We start from the raw sequence: 11,476 nt of genomic DNA on the forward strand, positions 1-11,476 counted from the left end.
GTACTGACAGATGTGACGCCTGACATGCCGATCATGACGCGCGAAATCTTCGGCCCGGTCGTGCCGATCATGCCCTTCGACACTTTCGAGGAGGCTGTCAGCATCACCAATGCCAGCAACTATGGCCTGTCGGCCTATCTTTTCACCAATGATCTGGGCCGCGTCATGAACGCCGTCAACGAGGTTTCGTTCGGCGAGATCTACGTGAACCGGATCGGACCGGAAATGCTGCAGGGTTTCCATGTCGGCTTCCGCGAAAGCGGGCTGGGCGGCGACGACGGCGTGCATGGGCTCGAGAGCTACATGCGCAAGAAGACGGTCTACGTGAACTATTCGGGTGCCGCCACGGCGGCATTGATGCCTTACGGGCGCTGAACAGCGCCCAACCAGTACGACCAGCCAGGTCGCCACCCGGCCGCTACGGCCGTTTCATATGATCGGGAGGAATGAAATGCACTATCGTGGATTTATGGCGGCCGCCTTGGCGTTGGCGCTATCGGGACTGGCCGGATCGTCGGCTCTCGCCGATGACACCATCCCACCGGAAGCACAAGCTCTGCTCGAGCCGCTGCCCCTGTCGCCGAGAGGCCAACCCGTCCCAGGCTTCCCGGATGGTCCGCCGGCGGTGTCGCCGGACGTGCTGAAATTCTCCGATGAGGACCTTGCCAAGCTCAAGGCGGGAAAGTTTACCGCTGGACTGGTGATGCACACCATGGATGCCGGCTGGCCTCAGTTGCAGGTCGCCGGAATCAGCAACACGCTCAAGGACCTCGGTATCGAGGTCGTAGGAACCACCGACGCCAAGTTCCAGCCCGGCCAGCAAATCAGCGATCTGGAGCAGATGACCGCCCGCAAGCCGGACGTAATCTTCTCGATTCCGATCGATCCGAAATCTGAGTCCGAAGCCTACAAGAAGGCGGCGGCAGCCGGCATCAAGCTGGTTTTCATGGACAACGTCCCGGTCGATATGGCCCCGGGCAAGGACTATGTGACCGTTGTCGCCTCCGACAATGAAAAGAATGCCTATTTCGCCGCGCAGGAACTTGTCGGGGCGATTGGCGGCAAGGGTGAGGTCGGCATCATCACGCTGGTTTATGACTATTACTACTCCGTCGCGGCCCGCAAGGTCGGTGCCTTGAAGGCATTCGGCGAACATCCCGATATCAAGGTCGCGGATGTCGGCACCTTCACGGCGCCAGAGAAGGCCTACGAGGTTGCCACCGCAATGTTGACGGCGCATCCCGACATGAAGGGTATTTTCGTTGCCTGGGACACGCCCGCCCAGCAAGTCGTGGCCGCGGCAAAGACACTCGGCCGCGACATCGTCGTCACCACGAATGACATTGCCGCGGACAGCGCGCTGAACGTTGCACGCGGCGAATTTCTGGCCGTAGGCGCGCAGCGTCCCTACGACCAGGGCGTCGCCGAGGCCAAGGCGGCCGCGCTTGCGTTGCTTGGACATGACGTCCCGCCATACATTTCGGTGCCGACGTTGCGCGTCAAGAAGCTCGACCTTCTCAGCGCCCTCAAGCTGGTCACCAAGGAAGATGCTCCAGCCTCAGTGGTAAAAATCTGCAACGGCAAGTGCTTCTAGCCCCCTTGTTCCGTCGGCGGGCTCCAACAGTCCGCCGACGCTCCCGAGCGACCGAGAAAATCGTCATGGCCGAAGCGAAAACGTCACCGTCCCAGAACGCGATTGTAGCGATGCAACGCATCAGCAAGTCGTTTGGCGCGAACCGCGTGCTGTCTGATATTTCATTCGAGGTCATGGCCGGTGAAACACACGCGCTGCTCGGCGAGAACGGTGCGGGCAAATCGACGCTCATGAAGATTCTCATGGGAGCCTATCGAACGGATGAGGGCCGCATTCTGTTCGCCGGAGAGGACGTCACCAGCTTGTCGCTTCGCGAGAGGATCGATCGCGGTATTGCAATGATCTTCCAGGAACTGAGCGTCTTGCCGAACCGCTCGGTTGCCGAAAACCTCTTTGTCCTTCGCGAGCCCCTCTCCTTTGGCCGGCGTATCAACAGCAGAAAAATGGTTCGTGATGCCCAGGCTCTGATCGAGCGGTACGCCTTCTCGCTTGATGCTTCTGCGCGCGTGGGCGATCTGGCCTTCGCCCAACGGCAGATGGTCGAGATCCTCAAGGCGATCTCGCGGGGCGCCAAGCTGCTCGTCATGGATGAGCCGACTTCATCTCTGACCATCCACGAGGAAGAAACGCTTTTTCGCACCATCGGTCAGCTAAAGCAGGGCGGAATCGGTATCGTCTACATCAGCCATCGCATGGCCGATGTGCTGCGGCTTTCGGATCGCATTTCGATCATCAAGGATGGGCGACTGGTTGGCCCACTTGATCCGAGCAAGACATCCATCGAGGATATCGCCGCGATGATGTCACGGCCAAGGGGCGACGCACCTTTGCCGACCGCAGCAGCGCCCACAAAACGCCGCCCGGCAACGTCGGTCGGGGCGCCGGCCCTTGAGGTCCGCGATCTAGCCACGTCGCGCAAGCTGTCCGACGTATCGTTCTCGATCGATCCAGGCGAGATCGTCGGTCTTGCCGGGCTTGTCGGCAGCGGCCGCTCGACCTTGGGCAAGGCCTTGTTCGGTATCCTTCCGGATGTATCCGGCCACATCACCGTCGCAGGAGAATCCGTTCGGCTGGGCAGCGTCCGCGGGGCCATCACTGCTGGTGTGGCCCTTGTTCCAGAAGACCGCCGGCTCGAAGGGCTTGTTGGCGGGCGCTCCATCGAGGAGAATCTTGCGCTTCCCCGCCTTTCCGATTTCTCGCTCGCGGGTCCCTTTGGACCGATGGCAAAGGCCCGGATAGCGGCTTTGTTCAGACAATACCGCGACGACCTTAATATCCTGTGCCGCGGTCCCTTACAAAAAGCCCAGGAGCTTTCGGGCGGCAATCAGCAGAAGATTGTCTTCGCAAAATGGCTGGCAATGAAGCCGAAGCTGTTGATCCTAGATGAGCCAACTTCCGGCGTGGACGTCAATGCCAAGCGCGATATGCGCGAGCTTGTGCGCCGCACGGCAGGCGATGGCGTCGCCGTGCTGCTCATTTCTTCGGAACTCGAAGAACTTCTGGATTTGTCCGATCGCATTCTGGTGATGGCGCAGGGGCGGATAACGCGCAGCATGGGCAGCGCGCACGACGAGACTGGGCTTCGCGCGTTGCTGCAGGCCGAGGTCGCCAGACAGACCACAGTACGCGCCCAAGGAGTTGCAGCATGAAACCATCCTCGATGCCGATGAGCGCAAGTGCGATGAATTTTTTCCGCGATCACATCACCTATGTGATCTTCCTGGCGATCACCCTCTATTTCGTCTTGTTCGCCCCCCACTTCGCGTCGGTCTCAACCGCAAGCGCCGTTCTGCGTATCACAGCCATCGTCTCCGTGATGGCGATCGGCATGACGTACGTTATCATCTGCGGTGAAATCGACCTGTCGGTCGGTTCGGTTGCCAGCTTTTCAGGTATGATCGGAGCGTTGCTGCTCGATCAAAGTGTGCCGACCTATGTCGCCGCCCTTCTGGTGTTGGGCGCCGGAGCCGCGATCGGCGCGGTGTCGGGCGTGCTGGTTACAAAACTGCGCATTCCATCGTTTCTTGTGACGCTTGGCATGTTGTCTATCTTCTCCGGACTGGCGCTGACCATCACCGGCACCCGGCCAGTGTCGATCGTCGACGATGATTTTTCGAATCTGTTCTGGAACGGCAGTTTTCTGGGCATACAGGCACCGATCTGGTGGACGATCGTCCTTACGGCTGTCGGCTACTACCTGCTGCATCAGATGCCCTACGGCAGACGTGTCTATGCGACCGGTGGAAATGCTGTTGCCGCGCGCTTTTCCGGTGTGCGCACGGACGGCGTCAAGATTTTCGCCTTTGTACTATCCGGCATGACCGCATCCCTTGCTGGCCTGATGCTCGCAGCCCGCTCCACGGCCGGCAATCCCAGCCTGGGAGCGGGTCTCGAACTGGATGTGATCGCGGCCGTGATCATAGGCGGGACAAGTCTCTTTGGCGGTTATGGATCAATCGTCGGTTCCGTCGTCGGCGCAATCTTCATAGGCATTCTCGGGTTTGGTCTTCTCGTGCTCGGTCTATCGACCAGCATCCAAGAGGTCATCAAAGGAGCCATCATCATCATTGCGGTCTCATTGAACCGCCGTTGAAAACAGCAGCCCGGTATGAAAATCCGAAGATATGTGGCTCCGCAATTCAAGCGTCGATGATCTGTTGATCACAGCGCATTTCGAGAAAAAAGAGAACGTTCTCACTGCATATTTTGGGATGGAAGAGAGCGTTTTTGAGGAAGTCTGTTGAGTGTGTCGCCGCCAGTCCATGCGGTGCTCGGCGAAAACGGCGCCGGCAAATCCACGCTGGTCAAGATTCTCAGCGGTGTGATTGCGCCAAACAGCGGTCAGATGCGTCTCGACGGTGCGGTCTATGCGCCGCATTCGATCCTGCATGCGCGAGCTGGACCATTTGCTGCAGATGGCTGGAGCTAATCGCAGGCCTTATGCGGCATTGGCAATAATGAGGGTGCTACTCAAACGTATTAACCCGCGGACCAACTGGGCGGATCGCCTGAGAGAACATATGGCGGCATTCCCTGTGGCGCCAAATATCAAGATCGGTCACGCGGGCTTCCCCGCGAACTGGACCGATTTGCCGCTATGGAATTAGTGTTGGTCCCCGTCCAAGTGACCGTCTAGGGATCACATATTGAGGACGCGCGCATATCGGCGCGATCGAGTTGGGCAGCTTTTGCGAACGCCGCCTCCCGATCAAGTGGTCCGTGCCAGCGGCCGTTCCTATCTCCGGTTCCAGCCTTGCGTGCCTTAACCCTCGTTGCAAAACCCGCAATCAGCTCGATGGATCCGGCCATGATCGTGGGTCCAGTTCTCGTAGATGTAGTAGTCTATTCCGCCATCCAATCTCGTGACTGCTGGTGTGTTTCAGTAGGCGTACTTGGCGGGCCAGCGCCAATCTGTCTGCGCTTTGCCGAAGCAATTGCTGTAGTCGACGAACTGGCCGGTAGCGATATCGCGGCAAGCCCAAACGAGCTGGCGATATTGGTTGTAGAACTCGTCCCAATCGGCGCCTTGGTAATAATTCGGCCTGCCGTATCCGCCCCCGCCACAGTCGTTATTCGAGCATACCGCAACGGCTGCGCCCACAGCTGCAATGGCGATACCGGCAGCTATCGCCTGATTTTGCTTTCTGATCATGTCGGCGCATTGGACGAGAGTCACGGATCGCCGAACGAGCTCAGCGTAGAGATCGTCCTGAAACTTCGCATCCTTCGTAGAGGATAAGGTTCTACAAAGGGCTGAAGTGCTGACGGCACTCGGGTTCTTGGCTAGTGTCTGTTGCGAGGTCGTGCATGAGGCGGTTGCCAGCGCCAAGGCTACCGCAGCCGAAACTGCGGCTCGTCGACCCATTCTCATTGTAGTCCCCCACACCCCCAAATCGGTCCGCGACCCTCACAGCCGATAATCACTCACTAGCAGAGCGTTTCACACGCCTGCCCGTCGCCATCACGGTCCAGTTTGCCACCCCACGGACAGTTACTGAGATACCATTGAGCCTCGTCGCACGAGCTGATCTGCGAGCATTTCCGCCGCGGCTGGCAGGAATAGCTGCGCGACCTGGCGCCCGACGATGCCTAGGGATTGGCTCACTGCCGGCCTGGCGTTGTCTCCATACCCGGCCCGCCACTCCCACGGCAGTTGGAACTGTCCGACCCACAGGCCGACCTTCGCCGCCTCGGCCTTCGCCTGCTGCGCTGCATAGGCGCCACCGCTGTACTTGGGCCAGTCGAGCGCATAGCCGTTTTCGACCATCCATGCGGCCACACTGGCGCCATCCGCACGCCGGCAGTCGCTCACAAAGCGGTTGTAGCGGTCCCAGGCGATAAAGGTGCATGTGACCGGCCTCGAGGCGGCCAAGAACCCGTCCAGTGCTGCAGCGGCCTTCGCCCCGCACCGGTAGCGAACGCCCTTGGCGTCGTCGCATTGCTGGGCGGACTCGGGGGCGTCGATGCCATTGAAGCGGATGCGTTGCCCATGAATCTCGATCGTATCGCCATCGATGACAGAGGCGACGCCGGCGATCGGCTCCGGGGTACGTCCGATCCAGTTGGAAACGTGAAGGTCAGGGGAACTTTCGCTGTGCTGCACGGCGAACTGCGCGACGAAGGCGGCTGCCGCAGCAACCGTCACGAAGACCAGCCGCTTTGGGATGGCCGCTATTAGGCGGGCACGCCGACGCTGTGCACCTTGCCGTTTGCGCCATTGGTCTGAGCGATTGTCGTATCGGGATTTGTCCATTTACTCGCAGCCTACGCCGTCGTGATCGCCATCCAGCCGGTTGGTGTCAGCACCAGTGATTTTCACAGGACCGGCTACAACCGGATTGTTTCCCTTGCCGCCTGCACAGTCCAAGTCGGCACCACCAGCGGGCGCCACGCGCCGATACGCGTTGAAGGCGGCCACCGCGCGGGCGCCGTCGCCCTCGATGTGGGTGTTGTTGCTGTTTGGATTGAGAGGATCGACGGTCTGCAGAAGCATGTTGGCGTGGTTCGCATCGCCGGCCGCGAGCGTCACCGAGTCATAGTTGTTCAAGTAGTCGGATGTGCAAGCAGAAAAGAGGAGCAAAGCCCCTAAAGACAACACCCTTTGCCAATACATGTGCCCACTCCCCCAGTTTGAAAGAGTTGCACAAGATCCAGCTGCTCGCAACTGCCGGGCGAAATGGCCTGATCAGCTAAGCCATGATTGTCGATAAGATGGCAGGGCGTGCTGATCTGCGCGGCTAGAAATCGAGTAGTAGCCGAATGTAGCCGTATTCGATTGGCCAAGCCCCGGTGACTGCAGAAATCAAACCATAATTTGCCGCGACTAGGATTGCGGCGATGACGTAGTCGCTCCAATTGAATTCCGTGATGAGCCTCCATAGCAGTTTTGATCTTGACGATCTCGGTCCGGACGGTCTCATAGGCTCGCTCTTTGCGGGTGCGCACTGAACATCGATTTCCAATTTCAGGCCTACCAGGACGAGAGTCTTTGCAAGGGAGCCCGCTTTGTTCGGTGTGCGGTCTTAGGCTGGGGCGATGTCAACGCACATACTCTTTAAATCGCCCATTCAGCCAGATCGAAGCCGCTGGGGCAATCCAAAATTCAGGGCTTAATGGAGTTCCCCGCTCTCTACGCGGCGTTTCGAAAGCACGATAAGCGGTCGCTCGATCAAGCGATAGCTCACTGCGCTGACGACGGCCGTCAGGAAAAGCAACGCAAAAAGATAGACAACGCTCGCCAGGGGGCTACGCGACCAGAACGAGCTCAATACGCCTATCAGGCCCAGGTGCCAGAGATACGTGCTGTAGCTAGCGTTTCCGGCAGCCAGCGCCAGTGATGGCGTCCTCAGCTTGCCATCGCGCTCCAGCATCATCGCCGCGCAAAGTAACAACGCGGCAGGCGGACCGAAGCCGTACCAGCGGAACGCATTGATCTCCATGGTGGGGTATAACCAAATAGAGGCATAGAGAAACCAGCCCACGGCGCCCAAGAGCAGCAAGCTCGCCGGCAAGCGGATCCCTGATTGGCATACCGCCGCGACAGCGATCCCCATCACAAATTCCAACATGATCGGGCTTGTCATCGTTTCGGCTGTCGGCCAAACCTGCGATACCAGCAGAAGAAAGACAGCCAGAGCGGCAAAACCCAGCTTGCGGTTTCGAAATATCATCACGATGACAGCAACCAGCACATAGAACCTGATCTCGAATACAAGCGTCCAGCCGACTGGCTGGGGCAAAGGGAAATCGATGAGGAAGAGCTGGCGCGTCCAGGCCCACACGTCAGGTGGCGGCGTGCCCCTCCCGGTCCAGAGCGTGAGAATCATGGACAGCCAGAACAAAGGAAGTATGCGCAGTACGCGCCGGAGCGTGAAACGACCAGCGTCCGCTATCCGTCCGGCATCCTGTCTTCGCTGCGTGATCAAATACATTATCGCCCCACTTATGGCGAAAAAGATATCGACACCAAAATGGCATATGACGTCAGTGTATGGGCGAAGGGGCATGAGGGTATTCTGGCCGGACAGTGCGTTTGCCTCTATGACTGCGTGCCCGAGGACGACCATCCAAGCGGCGATCGCCCGTAAACCCTGGATGGATCGATACGATCTTTTCGGAACGATCATTATGCCTCCGGGACCAAGCCGTCCTGCAACTGTCGAAGCTAAACAGCGGCTTGGCCATTGGTAGGCTCTCGGCCTAGCGGCGCGCATTCAACCGGCCCTGGCGGCCCAGGGGCCGAGTCCCCGCTAGTTGTACCCGAGCAGATGGCGAAGCCCAACTATCGGCAAATAAACGGTCCAAATCATGCCGATGGCTGCGGCAACGCCAAGGCCGATTGCGGGAGCCCAAGCCTTCCAGAGCATCTGGAGCCGCGCCGCTATTTCAGTCAAACTGTCTTCCATGGACGAATTCTCCCCAAGTTGATTCGAGAGGCGAAAATATCAATGAACGCCAAGACTGCCGCGCTTGCAATCGCCGCAAGTGTTTGCATCGCTGGTTTCGCTTATTCGAGCGGTCATAAGGCCGGTCGTGTTTCTCAACTGAAAGACACCGTGACATCCTACAACCGCCGCATGGGGATTAATGACAACGCCAACAGCCTCGGCCGCGTCGATCTCTGCCTGGAGCTTGGTGGCCTACTTGATGAATGCGAGCGCTTAGACCGCTGATCTCCTCAACCGGCTGATTTTCAGCCCTCCCACCTTCATTGCCAAACTCAATGACTGCCCATCACGGCAGAAAGGTACTAGCCATGGACCGCAACTTTGCGCGGGCGCTTGCGCTCGTTCTGAAATCTGAAGGCCTCTGGTCAGACAATCCGGCTGACCCCGGCGGCGCCACCATGAAAGGCGTCACGCTCGCCAACTTCCGCCGCTATGTGAAAGCCGATGCTACCAAGGCCGATCTGCGCAAGATCACTGATGCCCAAGTATCGACAGTATACCGGCGGTTCTACTGGGATGCGACGGCTGGTGCCCAGCTTCCCGGCGGTGTCGACTACGCCGTCTTTGATTTTGCCGTCAACTCTGGGCCGGCTCGGGCTGCCAGTACCTTCAGGCGGTTGTGGGCGTCAGGCAGGACGGTCGCATCGGTCCAGCTACAATTGCTGCTGTAAAGGCCAAGCCGGCCGGCGTTGTTATCGACGCACTGTGCGACAAGCGCCTAGGCTTCCTGAAGCGTCTCCCGACATGGAAAACTTTCGGCCGTGGCTGGTCCGACCGCGTCAAGTCGGTGCGCGCCGAAGCGCTGAAGCTGTCAGCTTTGCCCGACACACCGCCCCCAGTGACTGTCGAGGTGAAGGTGCCGGTCGACAAACCTGTTGTTCCTGAAAAGGTCGAACAGAAAGTCATGGAGAAATCTGGGTTCCTTTCCTGGCTGACCGGCCTCTTCGGCTCCGGCGCCATCGGTCTCGGCTGGCTCGCCGGAATGGACTGGCAGGCGGTTCTCGCGGGCGGCGTTGTCCTGCTGGTGTTCCTGCTGGTCCTGCTCCTGCTTCGCTCCCAGATCGTCTCTGCGGTGCGTCAGATCAAAGCGGAGGTGGGCGGCTGATTGGGTCCATCATAGCGATTATCGCCAGTGTCCTCGGCATCAACAGAACACTCGCCGACGTCATCGCGATAGCCGCGACCATCGCCGTCGCTTCGGGCGCGGTGTGGGGCGGCTACGAACTAATAAAGCACTGGGGCGCCGACGAGGTCCGCGCCAAGATCGAGAAGGACAATCAGGATGCGATCCGCAAAGGCATTGATGCCAGCCGGAATTTTGACAACTGCAATTCTGCTGGCGGGTTGTGGGACTTCCGGCGTGAGCGGTGTTCCAGCCCTCCGGGCGGCGATAGGTAGCAGCCTCGCCGAGGCCAAGGGCAAGACCTTCGAGGATCAGAACAAGATCGACCGCACGATGGCGCCGGGGTGCGCCGTCAAGCTCTACACGGCCGCCGAGTGCGACCGCCACACCAAGGCCAGCGCCGTGCGCCGGGCCGAACTGAACTAGCAGGCGAACACTTCGGCGAACAAGAGCCTGGAAATGATGATCGGCGGGCTCTTGGAGGCCACGCAGAACATGCAGCGGGATATCACGGAGATCCGACGCGATATCAAGGACAGCGATTCCCGTGTCGCCCTGAGCTACGAGCAATCCGAACAGCGCGCTGCCGCCAGCCGGTCGAAGATGTATGCCAAAACCGACGAACTGGTCGACCGCGTTGCGGCCACGGAAACCGCTGTAAGCACGCTCAACGACGACATGACGGGCGTTAAAGCGGTCACTGCCGAGGTGACCCGGTGGAAGCTGATGGGGCTCGGCGCTTTGGGCGTTACCGGCATGGCGGCGGCGGCCCTGGCCTCCCTTGTTACCGCCTATTGGCACGACATCTGGCGCGTGCTGCGGGGCGGGTGACGAAAGCCGTACGTTCGCTCATCGCTTTGAAGGTCGCGCCAGGGCAATCGCTTGAGGCATAGCACTACTCAGTTACAGCTCCCCCGTGTGAGCCTCATTGAAGACGTGGAAATGCCCCTTCGGCGCTGACTGGTAGTTCAAAGCCAGCCGTTCATGCCATTTCGCAAAAACGTCCTTGCCCCGGCGCGGATCGTAGCCAACTTGGCTGTAGATCATATCGCGAAGGCGGGAGCCCGCGAGAATGCGGTAGTTGTCGCGGGCTTTTTCCGAGACGTTCACCCCGGCATCGATGGCGTAATATTCCATGATCGCAAGGCTGACATCAGCCGGGTAGCAGTAATGGATCACGCCCCGGTGCGTCACCTCGATATGGGCAGTTGCCGGGACTTTGCCAACTTTTTCAAGGATCGCCTTTATCCGCTGAATGCGGGGCTTTTGATCGACGTCGTTCCACTGACTGCTGATTGTGCCGATGTGCGCGTTCTGCACATCACAAAGAGCCGCTAGCCCGCGTTGATTGAGGTATGGCGTCCCATCTGAAAGAACGCCCATAATAACGCCGTCGATTTCTCGCTCTTTCTCAACAACGAGAGGGAGGTTGGGCTGATTTCCTTTCGGCCCAATTTGGCCGGATTTCATACCTAAACTATTGATGCAACCAGAGATTCTGGTTACCCTAAGTAACACAACCCGAGTGATTCCTAATGCAGTCTCAAACTGAGAACTGCGTGATACCCGGTTTCCACAGGGCTAGTTCCCAACGGCTGAGTAGCGCCTCGCAACCAACCCCGCCGCCACACGTTGACCTATGCAGTTACTCCAGACCTTGCCCGCTGCCGAGAGGTGGCGGGCTTTTTTGTCGAGCGATTGACACGCTGCCCGGTCGAAGGCAAAGAGTGGCACATTGCGGATTGACAAAGGGGAATGTCGATGAAGAAGACCTATCAGAAGCCCGTTTTCACGAAACGTGAGCGGCTGTCG

At 59.1% G+C, this 11,476-nt stretch carries 15 protein-coding genes and 2 pseudogenes; 11 read left to right on the plus strand and 6 right to left on the minus strand.

Annotation, left to right across the window (positions count from 1 at the left end; translation table 11 throughout):
* From EN984_RS07360 to EN984_RS38640, 5 genes and pseudogenes are all read left to right on the plus strand, one after another.
* On the plus strand, nucleotides 1-375 hold a 375-nt coding region (locus EN984_RS07360), incomplete at its 5' end, for an aldehyde dehydrogenase family protein (RefSeq protein ID WP_127383683.1).
* A gap of 76 nt (nucleotides 376-451) precedes the next feature.
* Nucleotides 452-1,594: a substrate-binding domain-containing protein gene (locus tag EN984_RS07365; RefSeq protein WP_164748684.1), complete on the plus strand. Its 1,143-nt coding sequence runs from the start codon at nucleotides 452-454 to the stop codon at nucleotides 1,592-1,594.
* Nucleotides 1,595-1,659: 65 nt separating this feature from the next.
* A complete protein-coding gene (locus EN984_RS07370; RefSeq protein WP_127270101.1) occupies nucleotides 1,660-3,243 on the plus strand; it encodes a sugar ABC transporter ATP-binding protein in 1,584 nt (527 codons plus the stop codon).
* Nucleotides 3,240-4,187, plus strand: coding sequence for an ABC transporter permease (locus EN984_RS07375; RefSeq protein WP_127270099.1), 948 nt, complete (start codon nucleotides 3,240-3,242; stop codon nucleotides 4,185-4,187). Before EN984_RS07370 ends, EN984_RS07375 begins: the two co-directional genes overlap by 4 nt.
* A gap of 165 nt (nucleotides 4,188-4,352) precedes the next feature.
* A pseudogene (locus EN984_RS38640) lies at nucleotides 4,353-4,469 on the plus strand (ATP-binding cassette domain-containing protein); the annotation flags it as partial.
* 504 nt (nucleotides 4,470-4,973) lie between these two features.
* Here EN984_RS38640 and EN984_RS07390 read toward each other — a convergent pair.
* The 4 genes from EN984_RS07390 to EN984_RS07410 form a co-directional block, all read right to left on the minus strand.
* Nucleotides 4,974-5,246, minus strand: a complete 273-nt coding sequence (locus tag EN984_RS07390) for a hypothetical protein (RefSeq protein WP_127270097.1) — start codon at nucleotides 5,244-5,246, stop codon at nucleotides 4,974-4,976.
* A gap of 339 nt (nucleotides 5,247-5,585) precedes the next feature.
* Nucleotides 5,586-6,239 (minus strand): thermonuclease family protein, encoded by a 654-nt coding sequence (locus tag EN984_RS07400; RefSeq protein ID WP_245464995.1) that lies wholly within the window; start codon nucleotides 6,237-6,239, stop codon nucleotides 5,586-5,588.
* A 108-nt stretch (nucleotides 6,240-6,347) separates the two neighbouring features.
* Entirely contained in the window at nucleotides 6,348-6,707 is a 360-nt protein-coding gene (locus EN984_RS07405) for a calcium-binding protein (RefSeq protein ID WP_127271250.1), read from the minus strand.
* A gap of 496 nt (nucleotides 6,708-7,203) precedes the next feature.
* Entirely contained in the window at nucleotides 7,204-8,220 is a 1,017-nt protein-coding gene (locus EN984_RS07410; RefSeq protein WP_164748683.1) for an acyltransferase, read from the minus strand.
* Between the two features lie 141 nt (nucleotides 8,221-8,361).
* Here EN984_RS07410 and EN984_RS07415 point away from each other — a divergent pair, with 141 nt between their 5' ends.
* The 6 genes and pseudogenes from EN984_RS07415 to EN984_RS07435 all read left to right on the plus strand — a co-directional run bounded on the left by EN984_RS07415 (nucleotide 8,362) and on the right by EN984_RS07435 (nucleotide 10,495).
* A complete protein-coding gene (locus EN984_RS07415; protein ID WP_127271253.1) occupies nucleotides 8,362-8,766 on the plus strand; it encodes a hypothetical protein in 405 nt (134 codons plus the stop codon).
* 83 nt (nucleotides 8,767-8,849) lie between these two features.
* Nucleotides 8,850-9,212, plus strand: a complete 363-nt coding sequence (locus tag EN984_RS39485; RefSeq protein ID WP_306663780.1) for a glycosyl hydrolase 108 family protein — start codon at nucleotides 8,850-8,852, stop codon at nucleotides 9,210-9,212.
* Nucleotides 9,200-9,259, plus strand: a pseudogene (locus EN984_RS39490) (hypothetical protein); the annotation flags it as partial. The gene EN984_RS39485 and the pseudogene EN984_RS39490, both read left to right, overlap by 13 nt.
* Before the next feature lie 69 nt (nucleotides 9,260-9,328).
* The gene (locus tag EN984_RS39495; protein ID WP_306663782.1) at nucleotides 9,329-9,646 is read left to right on the plus strand and encodes a hypothetical protein; all 318 of its coding nucleotides are present in this window, start codon (nucleotides 9,329-9,331) and stop codon (nucleotides 9,644-9,646) included.
* Between the two features lie 255 nt (nucleotides 9,647-9,901).
* Entirely contained in the window at nucleotides 9,902-10,090 is a 189-nt protein-coding gene (locus EN984_RS07430) for a hypothetical protein (RefSeq protein ID WP_127271255.1), read from the plus strand.
* A gap of 33 nt (nucleotides 10,091-10,123) precedes the next feature.
* A complete protein-coding gene (locus EN984_RS07435; RefSeq protein WP_127271257.1) occupies nucleotides 10,124-10,495 on the plus strand; it encodes a DUF1515 family protein in 372 nt (123 codons plus the stop codon).
* A 72-nt stretch (nucleotides 10,496-10,567) separates the two neighbouring features.
* On the opposite strand, the gene EN984_RS07440 is transcribed toward EN984_RS07435, so the two are convergent.
* Nucleotides 10,568-11,134 carry a hypothetical protein gene (locus tag EN984_RS07440; RefSeq protein WP_127271259.1) on the minus strand — a complete coding sequence of 189 codons (567 nt, stop codon included), beginning with the start codon at nucleotides 11,132-11,134 and terminating at the stop codon, nucleotides 10,568-10,570.
* 111 nt (nucleotides 11,135-11,245) lie between these two features.
* Nucleotides 11,246-11,476 (minus strand): hypothetical protein (locus EN984_RS38165; RefSeq protein WP_206517411.1); only part of this gene is annotated, 231 nt, incomplete at its 5' end.

This window comes from Mesorhizobium sp. M7A.F.Ca.CA.004.12.1.1, assembly GCF_003997835.1.
Taxonomy (GTDB): Bacteria; Pseudomonadota; Alphaproteobacteria; order Rhizobiales; family Rhizobiaceae; genus Mesorhizobium.